The following is a 16,213-nucleotide window of genomic DNA, read 5'->3' as shown; positions in this document are numbered from 1 at the left end:
CCGGCCACCGGAATCCTATTACTCCCGGCCCGGCACGCCGTCGCACCGGTCAAGCCACGGCAGGCCGGTGTCCTGCGCATACCGTGTCGCCATGGTGCGCGCCGGTACTCCCCAGGCCGATCGGCCGGACGACCGGCCCGGGGCTCCGGGCCGGTCCCTGGCCCCGCTTCTCGCGGTGTGCGCGGGCTACTTCATGGTCATCCTGGACGTGACCGTCATCAACGTCGCCGTTCCCGTGGTGGGACGGGAACTGTCGGCCTCGCTCACCGGAATCCAGTGGATCACGGACGGCTACACCCTGGTCTTCGCCGGTCTGCTGCTCACCGGTGGCGCGCTGGGAGACCGGCTGGGAAACCGCCGGATCTTCTGTACCGGGGTGGTGGTGTTCACCGTGGCATCGGCGGGCTGCGGACTGGCGCGCAGCGCCGGGGCCCTGGTCGCCGCCCGGCTTCTGGAAGGGCTCGGCGCGGCACTGATCGTGCCCGGCTCCCTCGCCCTCCTCCAGCAGGCGTACCCCTCGCCCACCGCGCGCTCCCGCGCCTTCGGCCTGTGGGGCTCCATGGCGGGCGTCGCCGCCTCCGTCGGCCCGCTCCTGGGCGGCCTCCTGGTCACCACCGTGGGGTGGCGCTGGGTGTTCTTCATCAACCTGCCCGTCGGATGCGCCTGTCTGGTGCTGACGCTGCGCCACGTCCACGCGTCGGCCCGGCGCTTGGACCGCCCCCTTGACTGGCCCGCCCAGGGTGCGCTCATCGCGATGGTGGCCCTGCTGATCGCCGTCCTCAACGAGGCCGGGCGACGTGGCTGGGCGGACCCGCTGATTCTCGCCGGGGCCGGGCTGGGTGTGCTCGCGGCGGCCGCGTTCATCCTGCGCGAGCGCCTGGCCCGCACCCCCCTGCTGCCCCTGCGGCTGCTGCGCTCGCGCCCGCTGAGCGGCGGCGCGGCCATCGGTCTGCTGTTCAACTTCGCCTTCTACGGCATGATCTTCACCGCCAGCCTGTACTTCCAGCACCAGCGCGGCCTGACCGCGCTGCGGACGGGGATCGCCCTCTTCCCGGCGGTGGCCATGACGATGTTCGCCTCCGTTCTGTCGGGGCGGCTGGCCCGCCGCACCGGACACCGCCCGCTGGTGCTGACAGGCATGCTCCTGGGAGCGGCGGGTCTGGCGGGCTGGGCCGCCGCCGGACCCGACCCGGACTACCCGCTGCTCGTGGCGCCGATGATGGCGGCGGGCTTCGGCACGTCCTTCGCCCTCACCGGAGCGACCGCCACGGTGATGGCGGCCGCCCCGGACGAGTACTCCGGCACCGCCTCCGCCCTGTTCAACACCGCCCGCCAGATCGGCAGCGCCACGGGCGTCGCGCTGGGCGGCTCACTGCTGGCCGCCTCGGCCGACTTCACCACGGGGCTGCGGACCGGCATGGCCATCGGCGCGGGCGCGTACCTCACGGCCGCCGCCCTCGCGCTCTTCTGCGTCCCGCACAAGGCACCCCGTCACGCCGCCGCCTGAATGACGGACAGCCACGAAGCAGGGGTGGGCTCAGGGCGCCGTGTGGGAGATCAGCACGTGCTTGACCCGGGTGTAGTCGTCGAAGCCGTAACGGCTGAGGTCGCGCCCGGTGCCGGACTGCTTGTAGCCGCCATGGGGCAGTTCGGCCAGGATCATCTGGTGGCAGTTGGACCAGACGCAGCCGAAATCCAGCTCGGCTCCGATACGGGTGGCGCGTCCCAGGTCGGCCGTCCAGACACTGGACGCCAGGCCGAAGTCGACGCCGTTGGCGAGCGCCAGGGCCTCGTCCTCGGTGTCGAAGGGCTGAACGGTGACGACCGGCCCGAAGGTTTCCTCCTGGACCACGGCGTCGTCCTGCCGTACGCCGGAGACCACGGTCGGGGCGAAGAAGTAGCCGGGGCGGTCCAGTCGGGTGCCGCCGGTCTCCACCGTGGCGTGGGCGGGCAGCCCGGCGATGACCGACGCCACCCGTTCGGCCTGACCCGCACTGTTGAGCGGACCGTAGAAGGCGTCCTCCTCCGGCGCACCGGTGCGGGTATCCCGCGCCGCCGCGACGAGGGCGGTAAGGAGCGCGTCGTGGGCCTCGCGCTGGACGAGCACCCGGGTGATGGCCGTACAGTCCTGGCCCGCGTTGAAGAACGCCCCATCGGCCAGGGCACGGGCGGTACGCACCGGGTCGACGTCCGCGAAGACGATCGCGGGAGCCTTTCCGCCGAGCTCCAGGTGGATGTCCTTCAGGTCTGCCGCCGCGGCCCTCATGACCTCGGCTCCGGCGCGGGTGCTGCCGGTGATGGCGACCATGTCGACGTCCCCGTGGCAGACCAGGGCCCGGCCGGTGTCCCGGTCGCCGCAGACGACGTTGACGACACCGGGCGGGAAGACCCGGGCGGCCAGCTCGCCGAGGAGCACGGTGGACCACGGCGTGGTGTCGGAGGGCTTCAGAACGACGGTGTTGCCCGCGGCCAGGGCGGGGCCGAGCTTCCACACCGCCATCATCAGCGGGTAGTTCCAGGGCGTCACCTGGCCGATGACACCGACCGGCTCCCGCCGGAGGTAGGAGGTGTGGCCCTCCTCGTACTCCCCCGCGGCCAGCCCCTCCAGGACCCGGGCGGCCCCGGCGAAGAAACGCAGCTGGTCCACGCACCGGTCGAGCTCCGCGGTCCGGGTCGCCCGCCGTGGCTTGCCGGTGGCGCGCACCTCCGCGTCCAGCAGTCGGTCGGCGTTCTCGGCGACCAGATCGGCCAGGCGCAGCAGGGCGTTCTGGCGCTGGGCCGGTGTGGTGCGGCGCCAGGTGGCGAAGGCGCGGCGGGCGGCGGCGACCGCGGTGTCGATGTCGGCGGCGGTGGACCGGGGCGCGGTGCCGTAGATCTCGCCGGTGGCGGGGTCGGTCAGGCTCATGCGGCCGCCCACCACGACGTTTTCGCCGTCGATGACGTTGTGCAGGGTCAGGTCGGACCGGTCGGTCATACGGACGCTCCTTGCGCGGGGTGGGCGACGGCTTCCCCGGGGGCCAGCCGGCCCTCGGTCCTGAGCTCGATGAGGGCGGCGGTGCCGCGGGTGAGGGCGCGTTCGAGGGCGGGGGCGAACTCCTCGGTGGCGGTGACGGTTTCGCCGTGGGCGCCGAAGGCACGGGCGTAGGCCGCGAAGTCGGGGTTGACCAGGCCGGTGCCGCTGACCCGGCCGGGGTAGTGCGCTTCCTGGTGCTGCCGGATGGTGCCGTACGTGCCGTTGGCGACGACGAGTATGAGCGGCGTGGCGCCTTCCGCCACCGCGGTGGCGAGTTCCTGGCCGTTCATCAGGAAGCAGCCGTCACCGGCGACGGAGAGCACCTGGCGGCCCGGGTGGGCGATGGCCGCCGCCACCGCGGCGGGGATGCCGTACCCCATGGAGCCGTTGCGCGGGGCGAGCTGGCGGGCGCCGCCGCGGTAGGTGAGGAAGCGCTGCGCCCAGATGGCGTGGTTTCCGGCGCCGAAGGTGACGATGGTGTCGTGCGGCAGCCGGGCGTCCAGCTCGGCGAAGACGGCGCCGAGGTCCAGCCGGTCGTCGTCATGGACCGGTGCGCGGTGGGCGAGTTGGGCGGTACGGTCCTCCTTCGTCCGCGCGGCCCACGGCACGGACGCGGCGGGCTCGAGGTCCCGTACGGCCCGCCCGAAGGCCCGCGGTGCGGCGAGCAGGGTGAGCTCGGGGGCGCGGAGCAGCCCCGGTGCCCCGGCTTCGGGGACGGCGAGCACGATGCGCGGCCCGGGCCCGTCGGCGGGCAGCAGGGTGAAGCCGTCGGTGGTGACGTCGCCGGGCGGGGCTCCGACGCAGATCAGCAGGTCGGCGTCGCGCAACCGGGTGGCGAGAACGTCGGATCTGCCATAGCCGAGGGCTCCGGCGTAGACCTCGCTGCCGTTGTCGAAGAGGTCCTGGCACCGGAAGTCGACGGCGACCGGCAGGGACCACGACTCCGCCCAGGTCCGGATGTCTCCTTGCGCCTCGGGGGTCCAGCGGCTTCCGCCGAGCAGGACGAGGGGACGCTCGGCGACGGCCAACAGATCGGCGAGCGCTTCGAGTTGACCGGCGGACACGGCGCCCTCGGGTACCGGCGCCGGTACGGCGTCGGCCACCCGTACCGTGTCGGTGAGCATGTCCTCGGGCAGTCCGAGGACGACCGGGCCGGGCCGTCCGCCGGTGGCGGTGGCGAAGGCCCGGGCGAGGTGCTCGGGAATCCGGGCGGCGTCGTCGATGGTCTCGACGAGCTTGGCGCAGGCGCCGAAGGTGGCGCGCAGGTCGAGTTCCTGGAAAGCACCGCGGCCGGTGTGGCCGCGTGGCACCAGCCCGATGAAGAGCACGAGCGGGGTGGCGTCCTGCTCGGCGGTGTGCAGGGCGACCAGGGCGTTGGTGGCACCTGGGCCACGGGTGGTGAAGCACACGCCCGGGCGGCCGGTGAGCTTCCCGTAGGCCTCGGCCATGTAGGCCGCGCCGCCCTCGTGGCGGCAGACGACCATGCGGACGGGGACGTCGTACAGGGCGTCGAGCGCGGCGAGATAGCTTTCGCCGGGGACGCCGTACACGGTGTCGACACCGTGCCCGATGAGCTGGTCGATGAGGACCTCACCGCCGGTGCGGGCGGGGTACTGCGGTGTCATGCGGTGGCCTTCACGGTCGTGGGATCTTCATGGTGTCCGGGGTGGTCCGGGGCGAGGCGGCGGCGCAGCGGCGGTCCGGCGAGGTAGGAGCCGGTGGCCGTGCACGCCGCGATGAGGATCAGGAGCAGCGCCACGCCCCAGGAGGCGCCGTCGGCGAGGCCGGTCAGCCAGGCCGCGGCCAGGGGTACGAGGCCGCCCAGGACACCGGCGAGGTTGTAGGACATGGCGACCGCGCTGTAGCGGACGGTGTCGGGGAACATTCCGGTGACGACGGCGCCGATCGACGCGTAGGGGATGGAGATGACACCGACGCCGAGGGCGACGCCGAGCATCACGAGTCCGGTGTGGCGGGTGTCGATGAGCCAGAAGGCGGGGAAGGCCACCAGCACGGAGGCGACACCGCCGACGGCACACACCTTCCAGGCGCCCACCCGGTCGGCGAGCCGCCCGGCGATGACGATGACGGCGATCTCGGCAACGGCCGCCAGCAGCGTGGCGTTGATCATCACGGACTTGTCGATGCCGAGTTGCTCGGTGCCGTAGGAGATCACGTAGGTCGTCAGCAGGAAGAAGCCACCGATGCCGAGGAACGCGGCTGCCACCCCGATGAGCATGCGCCCCCAGGCCCTGCGGAACGCTTCGACCAGCGGGGCGGGCCGGGGGCCCTCGCGCTCGGCCTCGGCGGCCATGGCGCGGAAGACCGGGGATTCCTCGATACGCAGCCGCAGATAGAGAGCGAAGGCGAGCAGCCCGAAGGCGGCGAGGAAGGGGATGCGCCAGCCCCAGGAGTAGAACGCGTCGTCGGGCAGCAGACCCACGAGCGCGAAGGCGCCACTGGAGAGCAAGGTACCCACGGGCGAGCCGAGTTGGGGGATCGAGGAGTAGCTGCCGTGCTTCTCCTTCGGGGTGTGTTCCAGCGTGAGCAGCATGGCGCCGCTCCACTCGCCGCCGACCGAGATGCCCTGCAGGAAGCGGAGGACGGCGAGCAGCGCGGGCGCCCAGATGCCGATCGCGTCGTAGTCGGGGAGCAGTCCGATGCCGCCGGTGGCGGCACCCATCAGGACGACGGTGATGATGAGCGCCGCCTTGCGTCCGTAGCGGTCGCCGATATGACCGAAGATCGCGGCACCGAGGGGCCGGGCCGCGAAGCCGACGGCGAAGGTGACGAAGGAGGCGATGGTGGCGGTGGCCGGGTCGAGGGCGGGGAAGAAGAGCTTGCTGAAGACGAGTGCTGCGGCGGTGCCGTAGAGGAAGTAGTCGTACCACTCCAGGGCGGTGCCGATGAATGCCGCGGACAGCAGGCGTTTGATGTCCCGCGCGCCGGGGCGCGGGGGCTCGGTCGTGGTGGTGCTCACAGGGTCTCCTGGGGGACGGTGTCGGTCCAGAAGAGCCGCACACGTTCCGGCTCGCGAGGGGTCAGATGCACTGCCGTGGCCTCCTGGACGGTGCTGCTCGGGTGGGGTTGGTGGCGGGGTCACACCAGAATCACGGGGTGGGGGAATCCCGCCAAGGTTGAAATGCATCCGATCCACCGGCCAATATCGTGCACATGCACACCGCCGCCCATGCCTTCCCACCGCCCGATCCACGCATCGCCGAGCTCGCCCGGACATGTCTGGAGGATCTCGACGGACTCATCGAGCTGTGGATCGAGGTGGTGAGCCCCGTGCGCAGGGCATACGCCGACCGCGTGCCGGACGCGGACTTCCGGGACTCCGCGCGCGACGCCCTGGAGATGCTGCTGCGCACCGTGGCCGAGCTGCCCGTGCCCGGGCACATCGCCGAGGTGTCGGAACGGGTGGGGACACGTCGCGCACGGCAGGGCGTGCCGCTGGACGCCCTGCTGGAGGCGGCCCGGCTGGACTTCCGGGTGGTGTGGACGGCGCTGGTCCGGCGCGCCGAAGAGCGCAACATGACACATCTGGTGGCCTCCGCGTACTACGTCTGGGAGGCGGTCGAGCGCCATGTCACCGGCATCATGACCGCATACCAGCGCACCGTGCTGGAGATGGGGCGGCGGGCCGAGGACGAGCGCCAGATGTGGTTCGCCCGCCTGATGGACTGCGACGGCCGCAATCCGACCGTGGTGGGTGACGCCGCGCTGGCCCTCGGCTTCCGGGTCGGCGGGGAATACGTGTGCGCCGCCGCCTCCGCCCAGCACGGCGCCACCCTGCGCCGGGCCGCCACGGAGCTGCGCACCGCGGGGGTCCCGGTCCAGCAGCAGACCCTCGGTTCGGCGATGGTCCTCACCGCCCAACTCGGGCCGCGCACCACCGCGCACACCGTCCTGGACCATCTGGCGGACACGCCCTGCGGGGTGTCGTCGGCCGCCGGCCGTCTGGCCGACGTGCCGCGTGCCGTCCGGCTGGCCATCACCACGGCGCGCAGCCTGCCCGTGGACGCCGACGGGCCGCGGTGGCTGCGGGACAGCTGGCTGGACGTGCTCGTCCACCACACCTCGGAACTCGCGGACGACCTCGTCGACGACGTGCTCGGCGGGCTCGACCGGCCCGACGTCACCGACGCGGAGAAGGACCGGCTGCTGCGTACCGTGCAGGTGCATCTCACCGGGAACGGTGCGATAGCCGACACGGCCGCGGCCGTGTACTGCCACCGCAACACCGTGCAACACCGCTTCAACCGCTTCTGCGAGCTGACCGGTCACGACGTACGCCGCCCCGAGGACGCCGCCCTCGTCGCCCTGGCCCTGCGGGCCAGGGCGCGCCGCGCGGTCAGCGCAGGCGTATCGGCCTGAGCTCCCCGAAACGGTCACCCGGCCCGGGGTTGTCGGCCGAGGTCTTGCCACCGAGCTGGCTCATCACACCCCATACGGCGTTCAGGCCGGTGGTCACGGCCCCCTCGGCCCAGCCGCCCGTCCACGAGACGTCGTCCCCGCACAGGTAGATCCCGCGGTGCGCCGGGTCGTACCCGTCCTGCATGAAGTGGGTGTACAGGCGCTCCTGATACCGGTAGTGGCCGGGCAGGTTGTCGCTGAAGGCCCCCATGAAGTGAGGGTCGTCCTCCCAGGAGACGGTGATGGGGTCGCCGACGATGTGCGAGGCGATGTCGACGTCCGGGTAGATCTGCTTCAGGGAGTGCAGCATCAGGCGGACACGTTCGTCCCCGTCGAGGGTCAGCCACTTGAGGGCGTCGTCGTTCCACGTGTAGGACAGACAGATCAGGGCCGGTTGGCCGGGGCCGTTGTCCAGCAGATAGGTCCCGCGGGTCAGCCGGTCCGTGAGCGTCGTGCTCAGCACGTGGCGACCCGTCGCGGGGTCGACGTCCTTCCAGAAGGGACGGTCCACCACCACGAACGTCTTCGACGCCTGCATGTAGTGGCTGCGCTCGATCGCGGTCCACAGCTGGTGGCTGAACAGCGACTCGTCGGTGTCGATCCGGGCCGACAGCAGCCAGGACTGGCAGCTGGCGACGACCGCCTGGTACGTCGTCGTACTCCCCCACCGGTCCGTCACGTCGATGCCCCGTCCCGGGTCAGGCGCCCGCCACACGCGCTTGACCGCGCCGCGCGGCCCGCCCCGGTGCAGGGACGCCAGGCTCGTACCGGCGGGCCAGTGCGCCATCCGCTCCGGTGCGTGGTGCCAGAGGAGCTGGGGCAGTCGCTGCGCGCCGCCGACGATGCGGTGCTGATCGTCCTCGGCGTCGACGTAGACCACGCGCAGGATCTCCAGCATCGAATCGGGGAAGTTGGTGTCGAAGCCTCCTGTCCCGAACCCGACGAGGCCGAAGGCCTCGCGGTACTCGAACGGCAGCGAGGAGAACGCCTTCGACGTGGCGAGGTAGTGCGAGAAGGACACGTCGTCGAGGAGCGGGACCAGTTCGTTCCACAGCCTCTTGATCGTGGCGTAGTCGCGGTCCTTGATGGCCTGCTGCATGCCGGAGAAGTGCGCACGCTCTTCGAGACAGGAGTGCCAGGCGTCGGCCACGTCGTGGAAGAACCGCGGGAGGTCGCCGGTGGACTCCGCGTAGTGCTTCTGCCCGGCTATCTCGATCACCGTGCTGTCCGAGGCGGCGGTGAACGGATTGGGGAAGGGCCGGGTGTCCAGGCCCAGCAGATCGACGTAGTGGTAGAACGCCCTTCCCGACCGCGGAAACCTCATTCCGCCGAGGTCGGCGACCGGGTGGTCGGTGCCCGCCTTCCGCGCGCCGCGCAGCCGGCCCCCCAGCTCGGCTGCTTCGTACACCACGGGCTTCAGCCCCAGCTTCATCAGCTCGTACGCGGCGACGAGCCCGGACAGACCGGCGCCGATGACGGCGACCTCGGTGCCGTGGCGCTCGGGCGGAATCGCGCCCAGGCCGTCGGTGTGGCCCAGGTATTCGTCATAGGGGAAGGGGAAGTCGGGGACGAGCATGCTGATCCCGTTGGACGACGTGTTCACGGTCTCTTCCTGTAGTGCGGTCGCTGTCGTGCGTGTGCGGTTCAGTCGATCGAGGCGAGGTAATCGGTGGCGCGGCGCGCGTCCCGCAGGGTCTGCGGGTCGACGTCACCGAGCACCAGATCGGGGCCGGACTCCCCGGCCGCGACCCGTCGGCCGTACGGATCGCTGAGGCAGCTCAGCCCCGCGAACCGGGGTCCGGTGTGGTTGGCGTAGGCGATGTAGATCTGGCTCTCCAACGCCCGCGTGGGGACGACCATGCGCGGAATGAGACGGGCGTCGAAAGGGTCCGCCGAAGCTCCCTGCGGCTGCCTGAGCGGAACCGCGGTCGGGACGCAGAGCAGCTCGGCCCCGGAGCGCGCCACCTCACGGGTGAACTCGGGGAACTCCACGTCGAAGCAGACACCGAGAGAGATCCTCACTCCGGACACCGCGACCACTTCCGGCCGCCGACGACCGGGAGCGAAGACGGCCTTCTCCGCGGCACCGAAAAGGTGCCGCTTGTGGTATCTCGTCAGCTCCTGTCCGGTGTTGTCGAAGAGGGAGGCGCTGATGAGGCACTGCCCCTGGTGGTGGTCCACCGTTGAGGCGACGACGGCCAGACCGGCGAGACGGGCGGTCTCCGCGACCGCGAGCCGGTGGTCCTCGCCGTCGTCATCGGCGGCGCTCGCCGGTTGGTAGCCGCTCAGGAACAGTTCCGGTGTGACCAGCAGCTCCGCACCCTCCGACCGGGCGCGCCGGGCGGCGTCCCGGAGTGTGGTGAGGTTCCGTCGCCGATCGCCGACGAGGCCGGTGGCCTGCAGGACCGCCACTCGCAGCCGCGGGACGCGGGACCTGACGCGCTCAGCGGCCGTCATCGAGTTCTCCCCGGCACAGCCGCCGGACCACTTCGGTGAGCACATCGACTCCGGCGCACAGGTCCGTGTCCTCGGTGTACTCGCCCTCGTGGTGGCTGATGCCTTCACGGCTCGGCACGAACAGCATGACCGTCGGAACGACGTCGTTCATGTTGATCGAGTCGTGTCCGGCCAGGGTCTGGACGGGCTTGCTCCTGAGCCCGAGGGCATCGGCGCATTCCCGGGCGAGGTCCACTCCGGCCGAGGCGTAGGGGCGGACGCCCCAGGCATGCGACCCGCTGATCTCGACCGTGACCGCGGCCTCCTGCTCGATCCGCTTGACGCCCTGCTCCAGGAGCTGCTTGGCCTCCGCGAGAACGCCCTCGTCGGCGGAGCGCAGGTCCATGGTCAGGTCGACCCTGCGGGGTACCACCACCGGGGAGTTCGGCACCACCGTGAGCTGCCCGACGGATGTGTGCAGCGCACCGCCCGGGAAGCGGTCGGCCAGCTCACGGAGCAGCACCACCAGTCGCGAGGCTCCGAGCAGCGCGTCATGCCGGTCGGCGATGACCGTGGACCCGGTGTGCGCCTGCTCTCCGCGCACGACGACGGTGAACTTCTCGGCGGCCCAGCACGATTCGACCAGCCCGATCGTGGTGCCGGAGTCCTCCAGTGACCGGCCCTGCTCGATGTGGATCTCGGCAGCCGCGGCGGGCGCCGGTCCGGTCCAGGACCCGGTGCCGCCGACGGCGGAGAGGGCTTCGGCGACCGTCACGCCGTCGGCGTCCTCCGTGGCCAGGGCGACCGGTGCCGGGAGCTTGCCCGTGTAGACGGAGCTGCCCATCATGGACGGGGTGAACCGGGACCCCTCCTCGTTGAACCAGTCCACCACGGCGAGGTTGTACTTCGGCCGGTTCGCCGCGTCGCCTTCCTCCGCCAGCCGCCGTCCGGCGTGCAGCGCGGCGGCCACGCCGTAGGCCCCGTCGAACTTGCCCGCGAGGGGCTGGCTGTCGAGGTGGGAGCCGACCACGACGAACGGCGCGCCGGGGTTCCACTCCAGCAGCCCCCAGATGTTGCCGATCACATCGGTGCGCACCGTGAATCCGTACTGGTTCAGGAGGGTGGTGAACCAGGTCCGCGACTGGGCGTCGGCGACGCTCGCGGCCTGCCGCTCCACTCCCCCGCCGGGCGTCTGTCCGATGCGGCTCAACGACCGCCAGTCGCGCAGGAAGAGTTCGGCGCGGGTGTCGTCGGCAGTGCCGTGCTGAATTGGCTGGATGGTCATCTGGCTTGCTCCTCGGAGGCTCGGAGAAAGGGAATGGCGAGGGAAGGTGGTCACGGGTTCGAGGGGGAATCACCGCGGAGACGCTCGGCCGCGAGTGCGAGCACCCGGCCCCGCACGCAGTACCAGCCGACGGCCAGCGCGGGTGCGATGAGGGCGAGCGTTCCGACGGTGAACGTGCCGACGGGGTAGTCGAAAACCATCAGGAGCAGAACTCCGACCAGGAAGACCAGCGTGAGGTAGGAGGTCCACGGGGACGCGGGCATGCGGAACGCCGGCCGGCTCGCCCGGCCCTGTCGGGCCCACCGGTGCAGCTTCAGCTGGCACAGGACGATGGTTCCCCAGGTGCACAGGATGGCGAGTGCCGTCGCGTTCAGCGTGATCTCGAAGGCCATCTTCGGGACGACGGCGTTCAGCCCGACCCCGAAGAGCGCCAGCGCGGAGGTGAACAGGACACCGCCGTAGGGCACTCCGTCGCGGCTCATACGGGTCATGAAGGCGGGCGCGGTCCCGTTGTGGGCCATGGACCGGTAGATGCGGCCGGTGGAGTAGAGCCCGGCGTTGAGGCTGGACAGAGCGGCGGTGAGAACCACCAGATTCATCACGCCTCCCACGCCCGGTACTCCCAGGCTCTGGAAAAACGTCACGAACGGGGACTCACCGGCCTTGTACGAGGTGTACGGCAGCAGCAGCGCCAGAAGCGCCGTCGAGCCGACGTAGAAGACGGCGATACGCAGGACGACGGCATTCACCGCGCGGGGCATCACCTTTTCGGGCCGGGCGGTCTCACCGGCGGCCACACCGATCAGTTCGATACCGGAGTAGGCGAACACGATCCCCTGCATGACGATCACCATCGGCAGCATGCCGTGCGGCATAAGGCCTCCGTTGTCGGCGATCAGCGAAAGCCCCGGCTCGTGGCCACGCACCGGAAAACCGGCGCCGAGTACGAAACCGCCGACGAGGAGGAACAGAATCAGCGCGACGACTTTGACGAGGGCGAACCAGAACTCCATCTCACCGAAAAAGCGGACCGATACGAGATTCGCCCCGGTCACGATCAGCAGGGCGACGAATGCGAGCAGCCACTGCGGGACGCTGCTCATCGCCGACCAGTAGTGGACGTACACGGCGACCGCCGTGATGTCGACGATCGCCGTGAGCGCCCACGAAACCGAGTACACCCAGCCCGAGACGAACGCGGCCTTCTCGCCGTAGAACTCCCGGGCATAGGAGACGAACGAACCCGAACTCGGACGGTGGAGAACCAGTTCGCCCAGCGCCCTGAGTATCAGGAAGGCGAAGAACCCACAGAACATATAGACCAGCGCCAGGCCCGGACCGGCGGACGCGATGCGCCCACCGGTACCCAGAAACAGCCCGGTACCGATGGCACCGCCCACCCCGATCATCTGAATCTGCCGATGGGAGAGCAGTTTCCGATAGCCCGATTCCTCCGCCGGGGAGTCGGACAGGTCTGCGGTCGCTGGGCTCGTTTGACTGGTCACGATGGTCCCCTTGGCGACGTGGCTCGAATCTGACGTTACGAATCCTCGCCGAGCAGGTTGGCAGGGGCCCGGCCGACGGGCAATGAAGGATTGCACTGCCGACAGGACCAAAAATTGGGCGGATGCACAGCGGGCCACCGGCGCAGGTGAACGGCCGGATGCGTCCGGGCGCCACACGGGTAGGCTGCGAACCCGCGGGAGAAGGGAAATGCGAGTGCGCGTGGCAGACAGTGAGCCTTGGGACCAATTGATCGACCGGGCGAGCGGTCGGCTGGATTCGATGGTGGAACGGTTTCTGGCGAAGGTCATGACCGAGCCCGCCTATACCGTCTCCGCGCTGACTGCCGAGGACTTGAGGCACCGGAGCGTTCAGACGTTCACGGCCATGCTCGAAAGCCTGCGCACGGATGGGGATACGACCACTTTGCGGGGGCTCTCCGAATCACTCGGAACGCTCCGTGCCCGCCAGGCCATACCTCTGGACAGCCTGCTCCGCGTCATCAGGCTGGATTTCACGATCCTGTGGGAAACCCTGGCCGATCCGGCCCTCGAAGCGAATCCGGCGCTGCTGGTGCGAAACGCCGGGCGCGTATGGGCCACCGTGGATACGTTCGTCTCGGACGTCCAGGAGCACTACCTGACGGAGCAGGCCGCCATCGAGCTGGCCAACGCCGATCTCCAGCGTACCTATCTGTCACAGCTTTTCGCGTCGACGCCGCCGAGCGAAGCCTCTCTTGAACGGATCGCCGGGGCACTGCGGATTCGCACCTCGGACAACTTCTGTGTGGCGGCCACATCCAAGGTAGACGGGCTTACCGCCCAAAGACGACTGCGGAGCTCCGCCCGGCGCGGCGATGTGCTTTTCACCTGCGACAGGGGGCATCACACGCTGTTCATCTGGCCGACGACAGCGACCGCACTGGGAGAGATACCCCCGGCGGTCAAGGGGCTGTTCGAGGGGATGGCGGTCGCGATCGCTCCCGTGGCCAGGGGGCTGGAGAGCGTCCGGGAGGCGGCCACCGCCGCCCGCGAGATCATGACGGATCTCCCGATGGGCAGTTCCGGGATCGCGACCCTGCTGGAACGCTGGAAATCGGTGACGAAACACCAGCTGAGTCAGGCCGGATGCGACTTGGGTCAGCTCGTATTCCCCTACCTGCGAATGTGCACGCCTCTGGAGCGGGAAAAGATCCTCACCACGGTGACGGCATATGTGGAGACCGGAAGTCTGAGCGACACGAGCCGCTCTCTTCGCTGCCACCGCAACACCGTGCTGAACCGGCTGAACGCATTCCAGAAGTACACGGGGCTCGACGTCCAACGGCCGTACGACGCGGCCGCCGTCATCCTCGCCCTGCCGTGATTCCCGCACCACGCGGCGGAGCCCCCGCGTGGTGCGGGGGCTCCGGTGCGCGATGAGCGGTTCGGCCGTGCCTAGTGTTTCGGGGCGGCCACTGCGGCAGCGGGCTCGTCGTCGGATGCGGCGGCTTCGGCCGCGTCCTCGGGCGCGTCCTGGAGTGCGTCCTGCGGTACGTCCTGTTTGACGTCCCTCTTGGATTCCGAACGGTCCACGACGGCGGCGGCCAGCGCGTTCCCGACGACGTTGACCGCCGTACGGGCCATGTCGACGATGAAGTCGACGCCGACCAGGAGCGCGACCCCCTCGGGCGGGATACCGATCGTCTTGCCCGCGGCGAGGAGCACGACGATCGAGGCCGAGGTGACGCCCGCCATGCCCTTGGACAGCACCACCAGGACGCCGACCATGAGCAGCAGGGACGGGATCGAGGTGTCCGTGCCGTAGGCGTGGGCGAGATACACCAGGGCGGTGGCCTGGTAGAGCACGGAGCCGTCGGAGTTGAACGAGTAGCCGAGGGGGACGACGAACGAGGATGTCGAACGGCTGATACCGAAGGCTTCGAGCTTGCTCATCAGGGGTGCCAGCACCGCTTCGGAGCTGCGCGTGATGAAGGCGATGCCGACGAGTCCGCCGATCGCCTTGAGCAGGTCCACGTACCGGATGCGGTAGATCAGCGCGATGACCGGGAAGATCACACCGAGGACGATGACCAGGCCCGCGTAGACCACGGCGATGAAACCGGCCAGGCTCTTGAGGTTGCCGAATCCGTAGTGCGCCACGTCGTAGCTGATGAAGCCGAGGACGCCCAGCGGAGCCACCCGGATGACATAGCCGACGACCTTGAACATGGCCGCCGAGACGGACTCCAGGACGGAGGCGAAGGGCTGGGACTTCTCGCCGATGGCCGCCATCCCGACGCCGAGGAAGAGCGCGAAGACGATCGCGGCGAGCAGGTTGCCCTCGGTGAACGCGGCGAAGACGTTCTTCGGGACCGAGTGGAGGATCAGCTCATGGAAATTGACACCCTGGTCCATGCTGTCCAGGCTCTTGGTGTCACCACCGGCGACCGGGGCGCCGTTGCCGATGCCGCTGACCTCGGCCAGTGTCACCGCGACCACAAGGATCACGGTGGTGACGACCTCGAAGTACAGGATGGCCTTACCGGCGATCCGGCCCACCTTCTTCACCGACTCCATGCGGGCGATGCCCAGCACGATCAGCGGGAAGACCAGGGGCAGCACGACCATCTGCACCAGGTTCAGGAAGACGTCACCGAGGATCTTGAGTTGCTCGCCGACGGTCGGCGCGAGTGCTCCGATCAGCGCGCCGAGGCCGACCGCGAGGACCGACTGCACACCGAGCGGCAGCCGCCACCAGCGTCGTGCGCGCGGCGGCGGGGCCGTTGCGCCGGAGTCGCCTTCGGCGCGCTCGTCGGGGGTGTGACGTGTCTTCATATGCGGAACTCCAATAGGTTGCGCGCTGTACGTAGTGGCCGGCGGCCCTGAAACCCGCCGCGGGTTCAGGCGCTGCCCGCCGCCCGGGCGGCGTCATGGGCCGCGTCGCGCACGGCTCCGGCCACCGTGTCGGCGACCTTGTCGTTGAAGACGCTGGGGATGATGTAGTTCGGGTTGAGTTCGTCGTCGAGGACGACATCGGCGAGCGCACCCGCCGCGGCCAGCATCATGTCGGTGGTGACCGTGTGGGACTGGGCGTCCAGGAGGCCACGGAAGACACCCGGGAAGACCAGCACGTTGTTGATCTGGTTCGGGAAGTCGGAGCGGCCCGTGGCCACCACGGCGGCGGTCTGACGGGCGACCACCGGAGGGACCTCCGGGTCGGGGTTGGCGAGTGCGAAGACGATCGCGCCCTCGGCCATCCCCGCGATGTCGTCACCGTTCAGGACGTTGGGGGCGGAGACGCCGATGAAGATGTCCGCGCCCCGCACGGCCTCGCGCAGGGTGCCCGTGACGCCGTCCGGGTTGGTGTTGTCGGCGATCCAGCGCAGCGGGGAGTCGGGGTCGGCGGAGACGAGGTCCTCGCGGCCGGAGTGGACGACGCCGTGGATGTCGGCGACGACGGCGTGGCGGACGCCCGCGGCGTTGAGGAGTTTGAGGATGGCGGTGCCGGCCGCGCCGGCGCCGGACATCACCACCCGGACGTCCTCGATCTTCTTGTTGACCACGCGCAGGGCGTTG

General features: G+C 70.1%; 12 protein-coding genes. 3 read left to right on the top strand and 9 right to left on the bottom strand.

Features of this window, described 5'->3' with window-relative positions:
* Window positions 1-91: 91 nt before the first annotated feature.
* Window positions 92-1,507: an MFS transporter gene (locus tag ABZ370_RS38740; RefSeq protein WP_358631453.1), complete on the top strand. Its 1,416-nt coding sequence runs from the start codon at window positions 92-94 to the stop codon at window positions 1,505-1,507.
* 30 nt (window positions 1,508-1,537) lie between these two features.
* Here ABZ370_RS38740 and ABZ370_RS38735 read toward each other — a convergent pair whose 3' ends face one another.
* From ABZ370_RS38735 to ABZ370_RS38725, 3 genes are read right to left on the bottom strand one after another with little or no spacing between them, the layout of a single operon-like run.
* Window positions 1,538-2,974, bottom strand: coding sequence for an aminobutyraldehyde dehydrogenase (locus ABZ370_RS38735; protein WP_358631451.1), 1,437 nt, complete (start codon window positions 2,972-2,974; stop codon window positions 1,538-1,540).
* Window positions 2,971-4,638: a thiamine pyrophosphate-dependent enzyme gene (locus ABZ370_RS38730; protein WP_358631448.1), complete on the bottom strand. Its 1,668-nt coding sequence runs from the start codon at window positions 4,636-4,638 to the stop codon at window positions 2,971-2,973. The genes ABZ370_RS38735 and ABZ370_RS38730 overlap by 4 nt, the downstream gene beginning before the upstream one ends.
* Window positions 4,635-5,993 (bottom strand): MFS transporter, encoded by a 1,359-nt coding sequence (locus ABZ370_RS38725; protein WP_358631445.1) that lies wholly within the window; start codon window positions 5,991-5,993, stop codon window positions 4,635-4,637. Before ABZ370_RS38725 ends, ABZ370_RS38730 begins: the two co-directional genes overlap by 4 nt.
* Window positions 5,994-6,187: 194 nt before the next feature.
* Here ABZ370_RS38725 and ABZ370_RS38720 point away from each other — a divergent pair, with 194 nt between their 5' ends.
* The gene (locus ABZ370_RS38720) at window positions 6,188-7,393 is read left to right on the top strand and encodes a helix-turn-helix domain-containing protein (protein WP_358631442.1); all 1,206 of its coding nucleotides are present in this window, start codon (window positions 6,188-6,190) and stop codon (window positions 7,391-7,393) included.
* Here the strand turns inward: ABZ370_RS38720 and ABZ370_RS38715 are convergent.
* The 4 genes from ABZ370_RS38715 to ABZ370_RS38700 all read right to left on the bottom strand — a co-directional run bounded on the left by ABZ370_RS38715 (window position 7,371) and on the right by ABZ370_RS38700 (window position 12,661).
* A complete protein-coding gene (locus ABZ370_RS38715; protein WP_358631616.1) occupies window positions 7,371-9,008 on the bottom strand; it encodes an NAD(P)/FAD-dependent oxidoreductase in 1,638 nt (545 codons plus the stop codon). The two genes, ABZ370_RS38720 and ABZ370_RS38715, sit on opposite strands and share 23 nt — an antisense overlap.
* Window positions 9,009-9,076: 68 nt before the next feature.
* Window positions 9,077-9,889, bottom strand: coding sequence for a nitrilase-related carbon-nitrogen hydrolase (locus tag ABZ370_RS38710; RefSeq protein WP_358631439.1), 813 nt, complete (start codon window positions 9,887-9,889; stop codon window positions 9,077-9,079).
* Complete coding sequence (locus tag ABZ370_RS38705) at window positions 9,876-11,153, bottom strand: M20 family metallo-hydrolase (protein ID WP_358631436.1); 1,278 nt, start codon at window positions 11,151-11,153, stop codon at window positions 9,876-9,878. Before ABZ370_RS38705 ends, ABZ370_RS38710 begins: the two co-directional genes overlap by 14 nt.
* 50 nt (window positions 11,154-11,203) lie before the next feature.
* Window positions 11,204-12,661 carry an amino acid permease gene (locus ABZ370_RS38700; protein ID WP_358631613.1) on the bottom strand — a complete coding sequence of 486 codons (1,458 nt, stop codon included), beginning with the start codon at window positions 12,659-12,661 and terminating at the stop codon, window positions 11,204-11,206.
* Between the two features lie 211 nt (window positions 12,662-12,872).
* Here ABZ370_RS38700 and ABZ370_RS38695 point away from each other — a divergent pair, with 211 nt between their 5' ends.
* Window positions 12,873-14,021 carry a helix-turn-helix domain-containing protein gene (locus ABZ370_RS38695; protein WP_358631433.1) on the top strand — a complete coding sequence of 383 codons (1,149 nt, stop codon included), beginning with the start codon at window positions 12,873-12,875 and terminating at the stop codon, window positions 14,019-14,021.
* Between the two features lie 71 nt (window positions 14,022-14,092).
* Here the strand turns inward: ABZ370_RS38695 and ABZ370_RS38690 are convergent, their stop codons facing one another.
* The gene (locus ABZ370_RS38690; RefSeq protein ID WP_358631430.1) at window positions 14,093-15,472 is read right to left on the bottom strand and encodes a dicarboxylate/amino acid:cation symporter; all 1,380 of its coding nucleotides are present in this window, start codon (window positions 15,470-15,472) and stop codon (window positions 14,093-14,095) included.
* Between the two features lie 65 nt (window positions 15,473-15,537).
* Window positions 15,538-16,213, bottom strand: a 676-nt coding sequence (locus ABZ370_RS38685) for an NAD-dependent malic enzyme (protein ID WP_358631427.1), incomplete at its 5' end; no start/stop codon positions are given.

The organism is Streptomyces sp. NPDC005962, from assembly GCF_040629205.1.
Taxonomy (GTDB): Bacteria; Actinomycetota; Actinomycetes; order Streptomycetales; family Streptomycetaceae; genus Streptomyces.
This window is presented reverse-complemented; position numbering and strand designations above follow the sequence as displayed.

What these genes read in the sequence shown, in the direction of transcription:
- ABZ370_RS38740 (WP_358631453.1), top strand. Translation starts at nt 92, where the DNA reads ATGGTGCGCGCCGGTACTCCCCAGGCCGATCGGCCGGACGACCGGCCC.
- ABZ370_RS38735 (WP_358631451.1), bottom strand. Translation starts at nt 2,974, where the DNA reads ATGACCGACCGGTCCGACCTGACCCTGCACAACGTCATCGACGGCGAA.
- ABZ370_RS38730 (WP_358631448.1), bottom strand. Translation starts at nt 4,638, where the DNA reads ATGACACCGCAGTACCCCGCCCGCACCGGCGGTGAGGTCCTCATCGAC.
- ABZ370_RS38720 (WP_358631442.1), top strand. Translation starts at nt 6,188, where the DNA reads ATGCACACCGCCGCCCATGCCTTCCCACCGCCCGATCCACGCATCGCC.
- ABZ370_RS38715 (WP_358631616.1), bottom strand. Translation starts at nt 9,008, where the DNA reads ATGCTCGTCCCCGACTTCCCCTTCCCCTATGACGAATACCTGGGCCAC.
- ABZ370_RS38710 (WP_358631439.1), bottom strand. Translation starts at nt 9,889, where the DNA reads ATGACGGCCGCTGAGCGCGTCAGGTCCCGCGTCCCGCGGCTGCGAGTG.
- ABZ370_RS38705 (WP_358631436.1), bottom strand. Translation starts at nt 11,153, where the DNA reads ATGACCATCCAGCCAATTCAGCACGGCACTGCCGACGACACCCGCGCC.
- ABZ370_RS38690 (WP_358631430.1), bottom strand. Translation starts at nt 15,472, where the DNA reads ATGAAGACACGTCACACCCCCGACGAGCGCGCCGAAGGCGACTCCGGC.